Source organism: Enterococcus bulliens (genome assembly GCF_053761865.1).
Genome location: NZ_JBSMXK010000003.1, coordinates 121,330 through 137,863 on the forward strand (window position 1 = coordinate 121,330; position 16,534 = coordinate 137,863).

At 35.8% G+C, this 16,534-nt stretch carries 23 protein-coding genes; all 23 read right to left on the reverse strand.

The genetic code is table 11. From position 1 onward, the window contains the following. Position 1: 1 nt before the first annotated feature. The 23 genes from ACWOEC_RS02860 to ACWOEC_RS02970 all read right to left on the reverse strand — a co-directional run bounded on the left by ACWOEC_RS02860 (position 2) and on the right by ACWOEC_RS02970 (position 16,533). Entirely contained in the window at positions 2-706 is a 705-nt protein-coding gene (locus tag ACWOEC_RS02860; protein ID WP_455305829.1) for a head maturation protease, ClpP-related, read from the reverse strand. Beyond that, positions 693-1,865 (reverse strand): phage portal protein, encoded by a 1,173-nt coding sequence (locus ACWOEC_RS02865; protein WP_455305831.1) that lies wholly within the window; start codon positions 1,863-1,865, stop codon positions 693-695. The genes ACWOEC_RS02860 and ACWOEC_RS02865 overlap by 14 nt, the downstream gene beginning before the upstream one ends. Before the next feature lie 6 nt (positions 1,866-1,871). Beyond that, a complete protein-coding gene (locus ACWOEC_RS02870; RefSeq protein ID WP_455305833.1) occupies positions 1,872-2,144 on the reverse strand; it encodes a glutaredoxin domain-containing protein in 273 nt (90 codons plus the stop codon). A gap of 111 nt (positions 2,145-2,255) precedes the next feature. Continuing rightward, on the reverse strand, positions 2,256-2,654 hold the full coding sequence (locus tag ACWOEC_RS02875) for a DUF7448 domain-containing protein (protein WP_455305835.1): 399 nt from the start codon (positions 2,652-2,654) through the stop codon (positions 2,256-2,258). A 23-nt stretch (positions 2,655-2,677) separates the two neighbouring features. Next, positions 2,678-2,839, reverse strand: a complete 162-nt coding sequence (locus ACWOEC_RS02880) for a hypothetical protein (RefSeq protein ID WP_455305837.1) — start codon at positions 2,837-2,839, stop codon at positions 2,678-2,680. Between the two features lie 24 nt (positions 2,840-2,863). Then, on the reverse strand, positions 2,864-3,049 hold the full coding sequence (locus ACWOEC_RS02885; protein ID WP_455305839.1) for a hypothetical protein: 186 nt from the start codon (positions 3,047-3,049) through the stop codon (positions 2,864-2,866). A 5-nt stretch (positions 3,050-3,054) separates the two neighbouring features. After that, the gene (locus ACWOEC_RS02890) at positions 3,055-3,255 is read right to left on the reverse strand and encodes a hypothetical protein (protein WP_455305841.1); all 201 of its coding nucleotides are present in this window, start codon (positions 3,253-3,255) and stop codon (positions 3,055-3,057) included. Between the two features lie 4 nt (positions 3,256-3,259). After that, positions 3,260-3,484: a hypothetical protein gene (locus tag ACWOEC_RS02895; protein ID WP_455305843.1), complete on the reverse strand. Its 225-nt coding sequence runs from the start codon at positions 3,482-3,484 to the stop codon at positions 3,260-3,262. A gap of 224 nt (positions 3,485-3,708) precedes the next feature. Further along, positions 3,709-5,391, reverse strand: coding sequence for a terminase TerL endonuclease subunit (locus ACWOEC_RS02900; RefSeq protein ID WP_455305845.1), 1,683 nt, complete (start codon positions 5,389-5,391; stop codon positions 3,709-3,711). Continuing rightward, the gene (locus ACWOEC_RS02905) at positions 5,388-5,711 is read right to left on the reverse strand and encodes a P27 family phage terminase small subunit (RefSeq protein ID WP_251854365.1); all 324 of its coding nucleotides are present in this window, start codon (positions 5,709-5,711) and stop codon (positions 5,388-5,390) included. Before ACWOEC_RS02905 ends, ACWOEC_RS02900 begins: the two co-directional genes overlap by 4 nt. 121 nt (positions 5,712-5,832) lie before the next feature. Next, a complete protein-coding gene (locus ACWOEC_RS02910) occupies positions 5,833-6,078 on the reverse strand; it encodes a hypothetical protein (protein WP_455305847.1) in 246 nt (81 codons plus the stop codon). 77 nt (positions 6,079-6,155) lie between these two features. Further along, positions 6,156-6,449, reverse strand: coding sequence for an HNH endonuclease (locus ACWOEC_RS02915; RefSeq protein WP_455305849.1), 294 nt, complete (start codon positions 6,447-6,449; stop codon positions 6,156-6,158). A gap of 109 nt (positions 6,450-6,558) precedes the next feature. Further along, complete coding sequence (locus ACWOEC_RS02920) at positions 6,559-6,987, reverse strand: RNA polymerase sigma factor (RefSeq protein ID WP_251854361.1); 429 nt, start codon at positions 6,985-6,987, stop codon at positions 6,559-6,561. A gap of 389 nt (positions 6,988-7,376) precedes the next feature. Beyond that, entirely contained in the window at positions 7,377-9,230 is a 1,854-nt protein-coding gene (locus ACWOEC_RS02925) for a phage/plasmid primase, P4 family (protein ID WP_455305851.1), read from the reverse strand. Positions 9,231-9,281: 51 nt separating this feature from the next. Beyond that, a complete protein-coding gene (locus ACWOEC_RS02930; RefSeq protein ID WP_455305853.1) occupies positions 9,282-10,982 on the reverse strand; it encodes a hypothetical protein in 1,701 nt (566 codons plus the stop codon). Between the two features lie 6 nt (positions 10,983-10,988). Beyond that, on the reverse strand, positions 10,989-11,252 hold the full coding sequence (locus ACWOEC_RS02935) for a hypothetical protein (RefSeq protein WP_455305855.1): 264 nt from the start codon (positions 11,250-11,252) through the stop codon (positions 10,989-10,991). Beyond that, positions 11,230-11,787 carry an HNH endonuclease gene (locus tag ACWOEC_RS02940; RefSeq protein WP_455305857.1) on the reverse strand — a complete coding sequence of 186 codons (558 nt, stop codon included), beginning with the start codon at positions 11,785-11,787 and terminating at the stop codon, positions 11,230-11,232. The genes ACWOEC_RS02935 and ACWOEC_RS02940 overlap by 23 nt, the downstream gene beginning before the upstream one ends. Further along, a complete protein-coding gene (locus tag ACWOEC_RS02945) occupies positions 11,784-12,428 on the reverse strand; it encodes a site-specific integrase (protein WP_455305859.1) in 645 nt (214 codons plus the stop codon). The genes ACWOEC_RS02940 and ACWOEC_RS02945 overlap by 4 nt, the downstream gene beginning before the upstream one ends. Then, positions 12,421-13,134: a phage integrase SAM-like domain-containing protein gene (locus ACWOEC_RS02950; protein WP_455305861.1), complete on the reverse strand. Its 714-nt coding sequence runs from the start codon at positions 13,132-13,134 to the stop codon at positions 12,421-12,423. The genes ACWOEC_RS02945 and ACWOEC_RS02950 overlap by 8 nt, the downstream gene beginning before the upstream one ends. After that, positions 13,103-13,804 carry an N-6 DNA methylase gene (locus tag ACWOEC_RS02955; protein WP_251854355.1) on the reverse strand — a complete coding sequence of 234 codons (702 nt, stop codon included), beginning with the start codon at positions 13,802-13,804 and terminating at the stop codon, positions 13,103-13,105. The genes ACWOEC_RS02950 and ACWOEC_RS02955 overlap by 32 nt, the downstream gene beginning before the upstream one ends. Before the next feature lie 48 nt (positions 13,805-13,852). Beyond that, the gene (locus ACWOEC_RS02960) at positions 13,853-14,362 is read right to left on the reverse strand and encodes a DUF669 domain-containing protein (RefSeq protein ID WP_455305863.1); all 510 of its coding nucleotides are present in this window, start codon (positions 14,360-14,362) and stop codon (positions 13,853-13,855) included. Further along, complete coding sequence (locus ACWOEC_RS02965) at positions 14,362-14,637, reverse strand: hypothetical protein (protein WP_455305865.1); 276 nt, start codon at positions 14,635-14,637, stop codon at positions 14,362-14,364. The genes ACWOEC_RS02960 and ACWOEC_RS02965 overlap by 1 nt, the downstream gene beginning before the upstream one ends. An 18-nt stretch (positions 14,638-14,655) precedes the next feature. Next, positions 14,656-16,533, reverse strand: coding sequence for an AAA family ATPase (locus ACWOEC_RS02970; protein WP_455305867.1), 1,878 nt, complete (start codon positions 16,531-16,533; stop codon positions 14,656-14,658). Position 16,534 lies beyond the last annotated feature (1 nt).

The following is a 16,534-nucleotide window of genomic DNA, read 5'->3' on the forward strand; positions in this document are numbered from 1 at the left end:
TTTATTCTCCTTTTCGCAATCGTGCGATTAATGATTTTTGTTTTGATTCTTGTTCCACTTGATTTGTTACAGGTTGGCTTAAATTAGCCATTGCAACCGCAACTGCATCCTGAATCATAGACGCCATATCTTGTGGCTCTTGTTTTGGTTCATCACGTTTGACAGAATTAGCAAATCCGAACTCTACGGCTTCATCTGCCGTGAACCATTTTTCTTCATTCATCCATTCACGTAATTGGTCCACTGATTGACCGGTTTTATCTGTATAAATTGCCAGAATTGAATCATCAATAGTTTCCAAAGCATTCAACGTTTTTTGGATATCCTGTTTGTTTCCCCATGCAAACGTAGAAGCTTCGTGAATCATCAATGAGGTTCCAACGTTCATAATCACTTCGTCAGCGCCAGCAGTGATGAAGGTTGCAGCACTTGCGGCTAAGCCAGTTACTTCTACCGTAACGTTTGACGGATGATCTTTCAGATAGTTATAAATTTCAATCCCTTCAAACACATCACCGCCTGGGCTATTCAACTTGATTACAATATCATCCGTGACTGTATCCAGTGCTTCTCGGATATCTTTCGCATTAATGACATCATCATCACGCCAGTATTTCTTTTGTACATTTCCACTTAAGGTGAGAATGTGCTTACCATTTTGGATTTCGTTGGTAAATTGAAACGGTACTTTTTTAACTTTCGGCATTTTCGTTCTCACCTCCCTTCGCTGTCTCTTGGTAATTCTTAGTCATGACAAGCTTTTTCCCTTCACCATTTGGCAACGGATCATAATCAAGCGTTTCTCGAACTTCGTCACGCAAGAATGTTCCAGACGAAACAGCTTTATCGATTTGTGTAGCATAATCAAGCAAGTCTTTTGGCAATACATTAGATACCTTAATCCGCTCACCTTTTTGATACTCTTGTCTTGTAATGATTTTAGCCATAAGTTCGTCCTGCAATTTTTTTACAAGTGGCGCAATGCAGAGTTGCCTAAACGCTTTGATATTTGAATCAAGCTCCGATTTTTCACCATAAATAAGCGCCGTAGGAACTCCTATGGCGTTGGCTACATCATCAATCAATGATGTTTTCATCTTATTTAATTCTTCAAGCGATTGGTTAGAAACCCCTTGTTTGTTGGTGTATTCCTCGTACTCGAATCCTTTGATTTTTGCTACAATTGCTACGGATTTTGTTTTGAATGCATTGTAGACCTTGTCAATATACTCTTGTAATCTTTGACTTCGTGTCTTGCCGTCTTTTCCTACTTCGTTGTTAATTGAACCGGCAGAATCAATTTCAACTGACCCACGAATTTGATTATTACGCATTGCAATTTCAATGATTCTGCCGAACAATTCAGAGTAATCTTCAAACAAACCATTGGTAAACCTGTCTAGTTTGTCGTTGTTGTATTCAATATAGATTACATCTGACATATTGAAGCTTTTTTGAAACACATAATTCTTTACTGTCACCCCAGTGAATACATCATCGTAAATAGCGTATTCAGTTCGAGAGAAATCATCAGCGATCAACAATTGGTTATCGTCTGTAAAAATGACTAGCACTTCATTATCATCCATCAAGCGATAGAAAAACTTTTCCCAAAACGTTGCAGCTGACATATCGCTGTTGGGTCGTACATTCAAAATGTAATCCCAATTAGCAGTCTCGTCTTTATTTTTAAACTTGACTTCCAATGTGGACATTGTTCGAGCAACAAAATCAAGAACGGTGTTTTTCGCCATAATTTTGAGATATGCTCGTGTGGATTCGTCATCACCATAGACGAGATCAGGAATCCAATCAGAAGAATTTTCGTTTAAAATGGACTGCTTAAAAACATCAAATAAACTCACATATTTTCACCACCTCTCAAGGAAAAATAAAAATCCTTGGTCATTGACTATAGCCTGTAACTGTTTGATATTATACCCACCACTCCACGTTGTCTCCGATCCGTCGGCGTCAATCACTTGCACAACTGGCGCCGATTGATAACCAAACTCTCGTAATTCCTCAGCATAGTCCGCAATTTGCAACTCGTTGTATGGCAAGTTATGCTCATCTAGCCAACGTTTTGTCATTTTGCACGGCATGCAATTTGGATTGGTAAATACATTGATTGTTCGCGTCATTCATTTGTTCCTTTCTGATGTTGTCAATTCTTTTGAAATAATTTTGATTTTCACTATTTAACGCATAGTTGCGAGATGTATGGATCACGCGTCCTTTCCGCCACTGTCTGACTAGTCGTAATAGCTCTCCAAAATCTTCCCTACCTCTTCTCCGTTAACGAAAACGGATAAAACACTGAAATAATAATCCCCATTTCCGTTGTCTGCTCTCAGTTGAGCTTGGGCGATAGGATTTTGATCATGCATTACTACTAACTTAGCGACCATTTGGGTTTCGCCCCACTCTTCCTCATCTTTTTTCACATCTATTAATTGCACATTGGTTATAAGACCATCGGCTTTAGCTGTTTCCCAAGTACCGTCAGCAGAAGCGCAACAATCTGAATCAGTACATTCAAAGTTGATTGTTGTACCATCAACTAAAACTAGGCTATTGTTTGATAGCTCATTGATTCTTTTCATCAAAATTTTCTCTTTTAGTTTTTCGATTGTATCTTTGTGATATTCCATTGATAATATTCCTCTCTAGTTTATTATTTGTTATTGTCTGTTGAGTGTTTCTCAGGAGGTTTGTCACGCTCACGCTGTAGATGTTGTTCATAATCGGCATCTAGTTCATCTACGTCAATTCGATGCATTTTATACGCAATATCACATAGTAGTAAAAATACGGTACTCAAAGGAACTGTTTTCATTGGTTATTCCTCCTTTTAAAACACTTAATAAGCTTTTGCGTAATAATATTTTTTAGGGTTGATTTTCATATCTTTCAACAACCAATCAAGTGTTTTACAAGCTAATCTCTTACTAAAAACTCTCTGAACTTTCACCTTATAAAACATAAACCAAAAATAAAACTTAAATCGGACAGTGATTTCAACTTGTTTATATCGCAATTCTTCCATACAAATTACCTCCCAAATTTTTCTGTCAAAGCAAAAGTTCTTTCGTATTCATCACGCAACATCTTCCGTTCGTTCGGGCTTAGGTTATTCCGTTCAAGCATTCGTTCCAATTGCCGTGATTTGCTAAATAAAGCGCCACGAATAATATCGTTATCGGATTTCTGACAAATCCCTTCACGATTAATCACGCAAATTACTTTTCTCATGACGTCACACTCCTTGAACACTTGTGGTATCTGTTCCAAAGTCGTGGAAAATAGTAATTAATTCCGTTGTTCCATCGACGTATCCGGTCGCTATTAATTGTTGCGTTCCGTGAAAACCAGTTGCCGTAAAGTACGTATAGTTAAATTGTACTAACCAAAACTTTTTACCATTGAATATAATTTCAGGTATTCGGTCACCTTTGATTAAAACATTAATAGTATCTTTCATACGTAAATCCCGTTTATCTTTCTTGTTTGGTACCGGACAATCCATATTATTTCACTCCTTTAAAATGCCGTCCCGACTTGTCGACTTTTCGTTCTACCTCTTTCTTTCGACCGTTATACACCGTAGTTGTTTTGGTCCAATACGGAACATTACCAGCCATGATAGTTTTCGTTTCTCGTTTCACGTTTAGGTAGTGTGGTTTATACATAACGGTCACTCACTTTCTAAAATTCGATTTCATCCAACATATCAAAGGCATCATCGTAATCGTAATTAACAATCTCATCAGCGCGCCAGAGACAATATTCAAAAGCCTTAAAGCCATCTGTTTTGCGACGAATTTCTTCTTTTTTCTTATACGATTTATTCCCATCACCGTTAGTTTTAACTAGTACATTGTTTGTGTACCATCGCATGAGGGGATTATCACCAAAGATAATATGATTATTTGCAAATGCATCTTCAATCCTTGGCGCTAATAAATTATCAGCAGCTGTTGGATTTCTAATCACTTCGATTTCAAATCCTTCTTCCAAAAACAATGGTCGCAATAAATCCATCCGGAAATTATCGGCTACTATTTTCGTTATGCCGTATTTTTCACGTTGTTCAACAAACCAGCCGACAACTGTTTTAGGATCGATTGTGGGCCCATCTATGACAGTTAGCAACCCTTTTTCTTCCCATTCCCTAATTGGTGCGAATTTTTCTTTTGTAGTTTCAGATGCTTTACGAGAATACCCGTAGTAAATGTCCACAAATTGCTTTCTAACGAACGAATGGGTCTTGAATACATAATCATCCCCGTCACGAAACAAAAGCCCACAAGCGGCGAAATCACGCAGACTTGCATAGTCTAAACCGCCAATGGCTTGTTTGCCGATTAGGTTTTTTGGGAATGGTCTGTTTGTTGCCAGAATCTCTTCACGACTAGCCACAGATCGTTCTAAGTCTGTGACAGGTAAATTCATACGTTTAGTCATGAACTCTTCTCGGTTGCTTGGATCGTCTTCCAAATCCTCGTATTCCTCCATAACAGTTTCGTAAAGATTATCCGCATACTCAGATAGTGGCTGGTGAAACATAGGATTGGCTAATTCCCAGTTATCAGGATCATTAACCTGTTCTTCTGAGTCCAGCTTGCAAATGAAAGGAAAAAGAGCATTGAAACGGACTGAACCGCTCAACACTCTTTTTGCTTTTTCTTTCATGTTGTCCAAGAATCCCTCACGAACATAACCGTCAGTACCCACATAAAACTCTCTCGGATTCGGACGTTTACCAAGTCCACTGATATGAACTTTTACATCTTTATTTGATTCATATCGATGAATTTCATCAAAAGCTACTGCTCCATCTCGCAATCCATCTTTTGTATCGCCATTGCTCGTTCGAAATTTAATCTTACTACCAGTTTTTTTACTAGTAATAACCGTTTTACCATATTCAAATGCCTTTTGTAATGTCTTATTTCTTTTGATTGTATTGTAGATTTCTTCAAAAGAAGTTTTTGCTTGATCTTCACTATTGGCCACAATGGAAATATTGTAATCCATAATTCCATGTACTTCTGTTTGAAGAAAATTTAATACTACCGAAAGCAGTCCATTTTTCCCACCACCACGTCCAAACATCCACAGGAATTTCCTGTAAACATTTCGATTATTTTTCTTGAAAAAGAGAAAAACAAATGCAATTAAAAATTTTTGGAATGGCTGCATGGGGAAAAACCACTTATCACCATATGAGATACATTTATCAATCATTTCATCATCGAAGTAAACATCATCTCGACTCAATACATCTCTTTCCAAGTATTCAATTAAATCTTTTCGTTCTTGGTTAAACTTTATTTCCCCTGATTTGAATTGTTCAATATAATAATCAACATGTTTTTGATGTATCATGTTAGATCACTCTCACTATAATCATCTTCATTGTCGGTAATGATTTTTGACGTATCATCCAAACTCAGGTCTTTTCCAAGTGCAATTAGTGCGCGAGAAATTTTCACTTTTTCAGCGATTGCAGGATTAGGTTTTACAAATTTTTGAGACCCATTTTCAACCTCCACCATTGCACCATATCTTGTAATAGACGAATTCATTTTTTTATAAAGCCTTACTAAATCAAGGTAACGCTCAACTTTCTCCAATTCTAATTGATCGTTTTCATCAATTTGACTTAATAATTGCTTTTTTAAATCTGCTATCCTAATTGCCCACACCCCCTAGTAAAAATTTTTATGGTATAAATTTGGTCAGTTGACCCCATCCACCGGTTCCCGAAATCACCATTTGAACCCAAAATAATTCGACCGGGGGTATGTTGGTCCCCACTTTCACGTGTTATTCGGTCTTATTTTGGGATTTTGTTTCAACGAAATCGATTGACAGCGAAATATAATCATACGTTACTTCTTCTCTGTCTGGTGCTGGATGAGTTTCGCTGTAGTCTCCATCCTTGACGATCACCTGGCCATCATCGACTCGTTGCTTAAATGATTTCAACTTATTAATTGTATCTTGAAGCCAAGCACTTACCTCGTGTGTTGATTCACTTGCATTTTGAATTACGGATCCTTCTTTGCTCATTGATGCTTTACCTCCATGTATTCTTTCGAATAAAGGTGGTGTTGCGCCAGCGCGTTTGGGCTTCGACCATCCATGTACTACCACCACTCATCATCCCACTTTCTTTTCCTCACTGAATCCTTGAACTCAAACCTCTTATGCTTCTTGTTGTGGCAACTCCGACAAAGCGTTTGTAAGTTATCGTTATCCCAAGCCAACTCTGGATACTTGTCTAGCTCTTTGATGTGGTCAATCTCTAGTATCGCATCGTATGCTGTTGTTAGCTTTCCGTTTCGTCTGCATTCTTGGCATTCATAATGATCGCGTTCGAGTATTTCTATTCGTTTCTGTCGCCATTCGGTTGTTAGATAAAATGGATTAGCTTTCTTCATAGTGTTTCTCCACAAAAAAAGAGACGTGAGGAACGTCTCTACAAATTTTTCTATACTATCATAATAAGTTAAAAACGATAAGATAGACATAAGATAAATATCTTATTATTTATTCATCATTATTTACAATAGTTATCCTATCTAGCCCTTTACCGTACAAATAACCAACGTGTTGAACCGAATAGTTTTTCATTTCTGCAATTTCCTCTAAAGTTAATCCGTCAATGAAATAATTTTCTAATACTTCTGCAAAACGATAGTCATCTAATGTTTCAATGCAAGCATATAGTTCATGTTTTACTTTTCTGGAGATGTCGACTAAGTTTTGTATTCGTTGTTCTGTTTCTTCTTTTTTAATTAACAAATCATCTTTTGTTAACGGAGTTCCACCGCGTGGCATGTCAGATATTCCTACACTTTTTACACCTAACAATTGATGATCAATTAATAAAAGTTTTTCTTCTAGTCGCTCAATACGAATCAAATAGTTTCGATATCGTTTTAAAAAATATTTTTTCTTTTTTGTTTCATCTCGCAATCGATTTCCCCTCCTATACCGTAACCACCGTAACCATACCGTAACCGTATGTATCCCTTGTGGCTCAACGGGTACAGACCGTTTACAAGCGTAAAGGTTACGGTATATATAGTATTTTTTTATTATATATATTAATTTAATTTTTTTAGATAGTAATATATAAAAGAAAGTGAAACATACCGTAACACCGTAACCGTAACCGCTGTACTCTTACTCCCACAAGGCTTTCAGCGGTTACGGTATACCGTAACCAGTTACACTTTATACCGTAACTTTGACCATTTTTACCAAAAAAGGTCACAAAAACAGGTGATTTCGTGACCAAAAACAGGTCAAAAAGTGGGGGTTTTGATACAAAAAAGGTCACGAACAATTTTAAAAAAAATTTTTTATTTTTTATTTGATACAAAAACACGCTTTGATTTACCATCAATCTTTTGCACTTTTGTTTCGAATCCCAAAATTCGATTCATTTCTCGTGTGAAGGTATTAGCGGCTACATGTTGATAGCCATTATCAGCACACCAAACTTGATACAATCTAAACACATCACCAGTAACTTCATTCTCAGCTTTTGTATCCGTATCTTGCAAGAAGCCCAAGATCGGATTGTTTTGAACCTCGTAATTTGAAATTTCTTTTTCAATTGTTTTGGAAGGCGAGAATTTTTTATTTTTTAATAAACGTTTTAGACCGTTGATAGCCAAATTTAAAACATATTGCATTGATTCATCACTTATTAATTTATCTTGTATGAATGGATCATAATCCGGATCACTCGCACTAAACTTTGCGTTGAAAGGAATCATCATCAATCGTCGCATTAAACCACTCGATGTGTCGTTGATTCTTGGCATACGGTTCGCACTAAAAATTAGTTTCGCATAATTTGTAAAATCAAATGGGTCTCTACCCTTTCGTTCAACGTTGATTGCTTCACCCGTGACTAATTTTTTAAATTCTGAATTATCTTTAATGTATTCTCCAGAAATATCATCACCAATGTTGGCCAATTTACCAAATAGTTCCGCAGTTTTAAATCGCATGTTTAATTCTTTCAAATCCAATGACGAAGTATTTTCATCTCCTGATAACTTGCGAACAATTTTAAGATAAGATGATTTCCCATTACTACCACCACCCGTTAAAATGAATGCCTTACCCATTTCATTTCGTCTTAATAAAATATAACCAAAGATTTCTTCTAAAACGTTTCGTAATGATTTATCATGACACGCGATTTTGTTTAACGTATTGTCTGTAATCTCATAATAAGCACTTGGCACATAATCAACTGGTACTTTATTCTTAATGATAATCCCAGAATCAAACGACAAAAGTTTCCACGTGTTTAAATCTAAAATACCGTTTTGGACCGCAACATAATTTGTTGGAGCTAAAAAACGTTCCTCAGCTTTAAGTTGTAAATAACTCATAACTTCTAACCGTTTGGCTTTTGTTAGCGTCGGTAAATGTTTAATCATCGCTTTTTCAATGTCGTTTTGTTTATCTGAGTAAATACCTTCGACATAAATATGCAGCACATCATTTATTAATATAATGTTGTGTTCAGCAATTAAAAATTTAGCAAATTGATCGTGCAGGAACGTATTTCCTTTGTAAAATGATTCTTTCATGAATGCTTCATCACGAAGAATAATATTGATTTCATCGTCTGATAAAGAATTTTTTAATACATACTTATTAATGATTCGAATCGTTTCACGAATTTCACGCTTACTCATGCCAACAGATTGTAATTTTAGAATATAATTGAACAATTCTTGATTTCGATTACCTTCTTCAATTTCGGTAATATGATTTTTCTTTTTGTCCATTGGATAAAGCCACTTTGGAAGAGAATCATACTCGTTCGTTTTGCGTATCCATTTACGCGTTTTTCCATCGATACGCAATGGATCAGCCGTATTTTTTATCCCTAACTTGGTAGTAACCTTAATCCCAATTGGGGAATACCACTCGATACTATTCTTTGTTAATTCATAGCCTTTAAAATAAGCGTGAATCCCTTTTGTTGTCTTTAGTACCGCACATCCTATTTTTAGACTATCGATAATTTTTAAAAACAACTTTGCTTCCGCAGGTGTATCAATATCAATCATTACGAATTCATCTGCTAGAATTCCGACAAAGGAATCATACTTTCGTGCAGCATTGTACGTGATGAGTTTTGTATCATCACCTTTAAAGCTCTCCGCTGCACGTTTTTCAGTTCCTTTCAAATATCCTTTATATATTGTTGTTCACCTACCTTTCATGAAGTGATAATTTAACTAACTCACATAATCAGTAATACGTTTTTTCGCTAGATTCACATACCAGTCTCGGTCTATCCAGTCCGGGACTTTTTCTTTGGTTACATCAGTATTGATGATTCGACAAACATCAGGTGTATAACTAATCTTCTGTGGTACATGGTTCTTCACTTTCATTAATTGTTTTCCTGATTTACTTGCGAACAAGCGAAATACTCGTTCCGATTGTTTTCGTTTACCATAAATTGCATAACTAAATTTCCCACTTACCTTCGTTACTTTTTGAAATTTAATTAACTCATCACATTCATAAATCGTCTTTTTGACCGGAGTTCCATCTACAAAATAGTTCACTACCGCTTCGTTAACTATCGGTAAATCATAATCTAGTGGACTTAACTTTTTAACGTATGCACCCTTTGATTTGTGGTTCCCTTCATAATCAACTACCAAATAATTATTGACATCTTTTTGGTAAATCTTTTTATAAAAATCAAAACTCATGTGTAATTTTGTTCGTTGCTCCCACGCATAAACAATGTCATCGAACAACTCAAAATCACGTTTATTTATTTTCACTAAAATACCGTCAGTGTTTGATTGAATAAGTTGATAAGTTGGAATGTTCTCAAGTTTCTCAATCAAATCTAGTAACAATAATTGTCCAAAGATACAAACCAATAATCGATTTCGTGGATCATACATTGCATTGTACTTATCCCCTTCACTACCATACGTTATATTACAAATTCGCTTAAATGGTTCACGTTCTTTTTTCTTTCCTTGTGACTTTAAAAGTAATGACGTATCTAAAATATTTGAAAACTTTTTTGGCTCTTTAACCGCCCTAGATAATAAATCATATTGAATCATGATGGTTGGATATAACTGGTCTACGTCCGCCATTATCATATACTCGTCTGGACCACACTCATACACAAACTTAGGTATTGCACCATGCACACCTCCACCAGCAAAGACATGTTCAACGTTGCTAATGTTAATTTTTAGTTCCTTATTATTTTCGGGATGATAGTTTTTAAAAAAATTCACCACTTGGTTATACTTTTTTATCTGTATTGTCTCAGGAAAAAATATTTCATGGTCATCTCCAGTTGACTCTCGTTTTTCCGCGCCTAAAATCACGCTTGCTAGTTGCGCTTGGGTTTTTGATATGTTTCGCAGTGGTAATTGAAATTCATTCAAAAGGGATACATGACTATCAAATTCATTTAACTGATGTGCAAAGACTTCCATCGTTTCTTGTACATCGTGACGACAATAAAAAATGACTTCTTCGATTTCATCATTTGTTAATTTTCTATCAATATCAAATGGCACGGTCGTTTCTCGGATATCATGACCCATGAAAGCTTCTAGTTGCTTTAGTGAGTACAACTTGCTACGTTGAACATCATAATTAAAAAGTTGTATCGTATTAAATGTTCGACTAAATTCCCAACCTTTTTTCTTTTGAACGATAATAAAATCATTCACTGTTTTTGGGTCAAAACCACAAACGATTGATTTTAAAATGTATCTGTCATAACCATTGCTGTTGTATCCAACCCATAAATCATTTTTGTGTTCCTGGTAAAACTTATTATGCGCTTCTACATCGTTTACAAAGACATGCTCTTGTTTTGTATCGGTATCCATGATGACAACTAACCAATCATATTTAAAGACTTCGTAGTCATAAAAAAGAATGACAACCATCTCCTTTTAATCTTCATCTATATCTATATCCACAAAGTTACCCTCTAGCATATCTGGTACTTTTGGATTGATAACTTGATTGCGTTCATACACTCGTTCTGTTCTCAATACTAGCTCACCGGCACTGATAATCTTGTCGGCGACAGTAGCTATTGTTCTAGCCCTCTCCATTTCAATCTCAAGCTCTTCTTTGCACATGTCTGGATTCGTGAGCGCTTCTAGCGTTTCGAACAAATACCCATTTAAATCACCTAGATTTTGCTTTTTCATTCTTTTCATGTTCCAATTCACTCACTTTCGAAATTAAAGCCGAATAAGCAATGACAGATTCGTTTAATTCTCGGCTGTCTGTAAGCATTCTTTTACGATTGATAATCGCTAGTTGCCTACGCGATACTTTTTTTAGATTCTCTAAATCGAAATTCCTATTATTGCCATCTAAAAAAATAACAACTTCGTTTCTTTGAACTTTTCCAAATACCTGCTCGTATAAAAATCGTTGCTTAGGTATCCATTTATTTTCGGCGATTTTGACGGTTATGATACCTTTTGCGATTCCCTCTGTTCCAAGTGGAACACTCGTTTTCTGCTTATTCTTAAAATCAATACCTGCCTTTTTCCCTTTTTTCCACCCTCGAAGAGATGTGACGCTTCTGGCATTGTGATTCCCGCGCCAGTTGGCCATTTGCTTTTTTGTGACAGATATTCCAAATTTATCTTTGACCATTTCGCACAATTTTAGATCGTTATTGCCGTCCGAATTGTCTCTAATAAATTGGGCTTGATCGTCATTAAATAGCTTCATATCGACTCCAACACCAATTGATTACCTCTATCTTCGGTTGTTTTTAGTAGATGTCCATAAACACGTTGAATCATATTGGTGTCGGTATGCCCCAACCTTTTAGCGATAACTTGCAAAGGTACATTTTTCGAGATAAGCAGACTGGCTTGCGTGTGTCGCAATTTGTGGTAACTTATTGGCTGTATGCCCAAACTAGAGAGTAGTTTCTTCAGATGATGATTGAGTGTTGAATTATAAAATCGCCGTTCCTTCTCAATAAATAACGTTCCGTCAACCGTTTTCAGTTTGACTAATTTGCACCAATTCATGTACCCTTTCAAAACATCCAATGTTTCTTTGTCAACTGGTACAATACGGACGCTTGCGGTATTTTTTGTATTTTTAAATGTTCCTGTCTCGTCTTGTTTGTAGTCGTAGGTTTTATCAATATTGATATAAGATTCGTTAAAAAAGATGTCTTTATGCGTTAAGCCTAAAATTTCACCCAATCGAGCACCTGTTTTTAGAGCTACAAAAATCAAGGTGTCCAGTATTTGGTTCTCAATTTCGCATGACTTGTAATCTTCTTTAAGTTTAAAAATCAAATAATATTTAAGCTTCATGTACTCGTCAGCTTCTAGCCATTTTTTTGTTTCACGCAATTTTTTTTTGCTCTTCCAGCGATAAATTTTGTTCTTTCCATACCATTTTTATATTAGACGCCGGGTTTGTTTTTATTTTTCCGTCAATCAGCGCATCATTTAAAGATGATCTGATCTGTTGGATTTGGTTGATAACCGTAACTTTTGAGTGGTTTTTACCATACCAGTTGATATACGACTGCACATCTACCCTAGTAAGCTCTGTTAATTTTTTCTTGCCTATTTTTGTGTTTAAAAAATGTGCATATGTCGCGCGATATTTGTTCCTAGTGACGTTACGGATGTTTTCAAAACGATACGACATATACCAGTATTTAAACCAATCAGCAAATGTGTTGTGGGTTTCGTCATATATTGCTTTTTCACGCTCAAAGCCTGAATCCAATGCTTGCTTGGCTAATGGTATTGCAGATTTAACCAATGCAATCTCATTTTCTTCACAATATTTATAAACGCTCGAAGGAGTAAATCCTAACTCTCCAGCAATTTCGCTTGCACTCATTTCGGCTAACGCCATTTGTTTTATATCTTCGTGATAATCCTTAAAATATTTTCGCTTGACCAGTTTCATTACTCCTGCTCTACTCCTGACAGCATCTTCTCCTCGCTCTAGTTTTAAGGCGATTTCTGATATTGGCATCAAACCATAATTTTCTTTCAAAAAATCAATTTCACTATTGAGCCATTTTGTTCCCCTTCGGTCCATTTTCAATCACCTTCTTCACGTAATCTGGGTACTCCTTATTTTCGATATGATCTACCGGCTCTTCCAACCATTTACGAATATCAAATTCTTTAGTCACTAAATCGTTGTGTGGCATAATGTTCATGTCGCTGTATCTCATACAATCATCGTGTGTATTTTGGATAAAATAGACTTGTTTTGCTTCTCTGCTAAGTGAGTCACCATGAATAACAATTGCGTTCATGCCACGAATCATTAAATTAAATAACAAAAACGGCAATGCTCTATCTGATAATTCTTCACATTGGTAAAAATACATGCTTGGATAATAGTCAAATGGCGTGTGCTTCATTCGGTCATCAACCCATTTTTTTATAACAAGCGAACCTGTTCCACTAGCCACATCCATTCGCAATCCGCCCATTCCGTTTGCTTCAGCATCAATCAACTTTGATACCAACATGCTAATCGAATCGGGTGTAAAGTCTTGCGCATACTTCTTTTTATTGGCATGTTCTTCTTCAAAGTAAACGTGGAACATATCTTTGTTTAAATCCCAATCTATTTCTAAAAATTGATTAAACAGTTCTTCACGTCTCGTTTTGTCGAACAATATTTTCATCAGGACGTCTGAAGCCTGATACGATTCTTTTATTCCTAATAAAGCGTTAATTTGTTCGGTTGTAATCATTTGCTCACCTACTTTACAAAAAGGGACGCTTAGCACGTCCCTTATTTTTTAATCTAAAATCTCTACAATTTCATAATTTTTAAAATTAGGATTTTTTGTATTCGTGCTTTGGTCTAAAACATAATTCCATTCATCTTCAATGATTTCTTCTGCAATATCTAAAACCAAATCGGCATAATCAGCAAATCCATTAAAATCTACTTCATCGTGATCTGCATCCCACAAGTTACGTAACATTTCGTTATTTCGGTGCACTTGAAATCCAAATGCAATTTCATTACCTGGCTGCATTACACCATTATAAAAAATCAAGTTCCCTTTGAATTCTCCAGCTAAAATTTCAAATTGAATTTTTAGCATTGGGTCGCCACCGGTTCCGTTTTCTTTGATTTTAGATTGACCAAGCTCCATATTTTTCACTTTAACTTCATATTTGCCATCCGGAATCTCTGGGAAATCTCCACCGCCATTTTTTTCTGCTTCCTTTACATCGTTTTTTAACGCGTTCAAATCTACTTTTTTATCAAATTTAGTCCAATCAAATTTTTGTTCTGCCATTATTCATCATCCTCCGTAGTTGTAGTTTCTTCTTCCCATTCTTCAGCTTCATCATCTTCACCATTTGCTAACTCGCTTTCCATGATTCCTGCTGGTGTGTTAAATTTCATGTCTAGTTTTACTAAGAAATATTCACCTGATTTATTTGACTTTTCTTGGATACTGTACCCGATTAATTCATCTGGAAATTCTTCTTTGGCATCCAATACAATTTTCTCAGCTTCCTCTTGCGTATCAGCAAACCATTGTTCTTTCGTGTTCAATTGTTTTTTCATGATCATTCTCCTTTATGATTAATCTCTTCTACGACGAGTGCGACGACGTGGTTCTTCTGTTTCTTCAACAGGTTCTTCTGTTGTACGTTCACGACGTTTTCGTTTAGGTAATTCTTCTTTTTCAGGTTCTTCCCCAGGAGGTGTTTCATCGTCTGTCACTTCAACCTCGGCTTTTTTACGTCTACGTTCACTCTTTGGTTTTTCTGCTGATTTTTCTTCCGTTTCTACAGATTCTTCTTCCACATCATTGGTTTCATTAATTTCTTCGGCTTCATTTTCTTCAGATTTTTTTCGTTTACTGCGTCTATTCGGTTCTTCTTCAACGTCTTTATTCGTTTCTGATTCGACTTTATTCGTTTCCGGGTGTACAGTTAATCCTTTGTTTGCTAAACGATACACATCTTCTAACTGATCTAAATCTAAATCAATTTCAGTTACGGATAAGTTTGGTAAACGTCCACCACCAAACACATAATCTTTTGATTTAAATTCCATTTTTCGAACGTCATCATCTGCTACAATACGACCAACAATATCAACCATACCAGCTACTTTTAACGCTGCTTTATCTTGTAGATTTGGTGAGATACTCGTGATTTTGTCGCCTGATTTTTTTGTTACATCTTTGGAAATGTCTTCATGCGAAATGAATATAATATTGTCGTATGGTAGATGCACGATCCGTTTAATCATTTGGAGAAAGGCGTTTCGAATAATATCCCAAGCCTTAAAGCTGTTGTCTGATTCGTGTTCGATGCCTAATTTATCGTATTCATAGAACCGGCAAGCTTGATACATATCTTCCAATAAGTCGAAAATGATAGTTTTGAAGTCATTGTCGCCTTTTTCTAATTCAGATACTGTTTCATCTAAAATTTCCCATGCCTTTTTAACGTTTGTTACACGTCCTGTACTTGTCACTTGGTCTGCAATACTCACAAATGGTGCATCTACAAATTTAATGTTACCATCCGTATTTAGCATTAAAGGATTAGGAAATTGATTGGCAAAAGTCGTTTTTCCTGTAAATGGTGCACCATACCACCACATAACCTTTTTTGTAACCTTTGAAATATCTCGTCTTTGTGTACTAGGTAATGCCATTAAAATCTCTCCATTCTTATCTTGTATTTTTTCTAAATAATCTGGTGCTGTTAACACCGTCCATTTACCTTTTTTCTTGTTCTCAATCGCAGCACAAGCAAAACATTTCCCACTCGGGTTTTTTGGGTATTCATGAGTGTGCTCAATTTCTTTGATACTTAGTAAAAAACTAGTGACTTTTTTCTCATCATATTCGACGGGTACATAGGTTAATTTTGCAGATTGAGTTAACGACTTTACTCGTTTTCTAAATTGGAATAAATCCTCAGTTTTAGATTGTCGTGCAGATACTTTACCCACAAATAGAAATCCTAGTTTTTTAACTTTGAAACCGTCTTGTTCAAGATAGTGTTTATAGATGTGTAATTGTTCTGATTCAAGATAGCTGTCAATGTTATTACTATACTTAAAGTCAATGACAATACATTCGCCAGTCGGAGTTATCGCAATCAAATCGACATATCCAATGTAATTTGGTTTATCTATCTTATACTCATGAATCAGTTTGCAGCTTCCAAAATTCTCTTTGATGAATTCTTTAACCTTCGGTAACATGATTTCCAATTTGATTGCTTCGTTAACTTGCTCATCTGTTAAAATCGGAAATGACTTATAATACTCGTTCAACATGGTTTTACGGTTTGTCTCAATTCCAGTGTGTAACGCATGACCTAAAATTAATGGACTTGTTGGTGAATAGTCTGGTATTTCTTTCATTTGGTCAATGTATCTTAATTTAAAGTGGTACGGACATTGTTTAAATAATGATACTCGTGAGTAACTATACTGCATG

Coding starts and splice junctions, on each gene's coding strand:
- ACWOEC_RS02950 (WP_455305861.1), bottom strand. CDS start 13,134: ATGGACCGAAGGGGAACAAAATGGCTCAATAGTGAAATTGATTTTTTG.
- ACWOEC_RS02930 (WP_455305853.1), bottom strand. CDS start 10,982: ATGGTTGTCATTCTTTTTTATGACTACGAAGTCTTTAAATATGATTGG.
- ACWOEC_RS02890 (WP_455305841.1), bottom strand. CDS start 3,255: ATGAGAAAAGTAATTTGCGTGATTAATCGTGAAGGGATTTGTCAGAAA.
- ACWOEC_RS02885 (WP_455305839.1), bottom strand. CDS start 3,049: ATGGAAGAATTGCGATATAAACAAGTTGAAATCACTGTCCGATTTAAG.
- ACWOEC_RS02965 (WP_455305865.1), bottom strand. CDS start 14,637: ATGAAAAAACAATTGAACACGAAAGAACAATGGTTTGCTGATACGCAA.
- ACWOEC_RS02960 (WP_455305863.1), bottom strand. CDS start 14,362: ATGGCAGAACAAAAATTTGATTGGACTAAATTTGATAAAAAAGTAGAT.
- ACWOEC_RS02870 (WP_455305833.1), bottom strand. CDS start 2,144: ATGACGCGAACAATCAATGTATTTACCAATCCAAATTGCATGCCGTGC.
- ACWOEC_RS02875 (WP_455305835.1), bottom strand. CDS start 2,654: ATGGAATATCACAAAGATACAATCGAAAAACTAAAAGAGAAAATTTTG.
- ACWOEC_RS02955 (WP_251854355.1), bottom strand. CDS start 13,804: ATGATTACAACCGAACAAATTAACGCTTTATTAGGAATAAAAGAATCG.
- ACWOEC_RS02860 (WP_455305829.1), bottom strand. CDS start 706: ATGCCGAAAGTTAAAAAAGTACCGTTTCAATTTACCAACGAAATCCAA.
- ACWOEC_RS02915 (WP_455305849.1), bottom strand. CDS start 6,449: ATGAAGAAAGCTAATCCATTTTATCTAACAACCGAATGGCGACAGAAA.
- ACWOEC_RS02900 (WP_455305845.1), bottom strand. CDS start 5,391: ATGATACATCAAAAACATGTTGATTATTATATTGAACAATTCAAATCA.
- ACWOEC_RS02970 (WP_455305867.1), bottom strand. CDS start 16,533: ATGCAGTATAGTTACTCACGAGTATCATTATTTAAACAATGTCCGTAC.
- ACWOEC_RS02940 (WP_455305857.1), bottom strand. CDS start 11,787: ATGAAGCTATTTAATGACGATCAAGCCCAATTTATTAGAGACAATTCG.
- ACWOEC_RS02895 (WP_455305843.1), bottom strand. CDS start 3,484: ATGAAAGATACTATTAATGTTTTAATCAAAGGTGACCGAATACCTGAA.
- ACWOEC_RS02880 (WP_455305837.1), bottom strand. CDS start 2,839: ATGAAAACAGTTCCTTTGAGTACCGTATTTTTACTACTATGTGATATT.
- ACWOEC_RS02935 (WP_455305855.1), bottom strand. CDS start 11,252: ATGAAAAAGCAAAATCTAGGTGATTTAAATGGGTATTTGTTCGAAACG.
- ACWOEC_RS02910 (WP_455305847.1), bottom strand. CDS start 6,078: ATGAGCAAAGAAGGATCCGTAATTCAAAATGCAAGTGAATCAACACAC.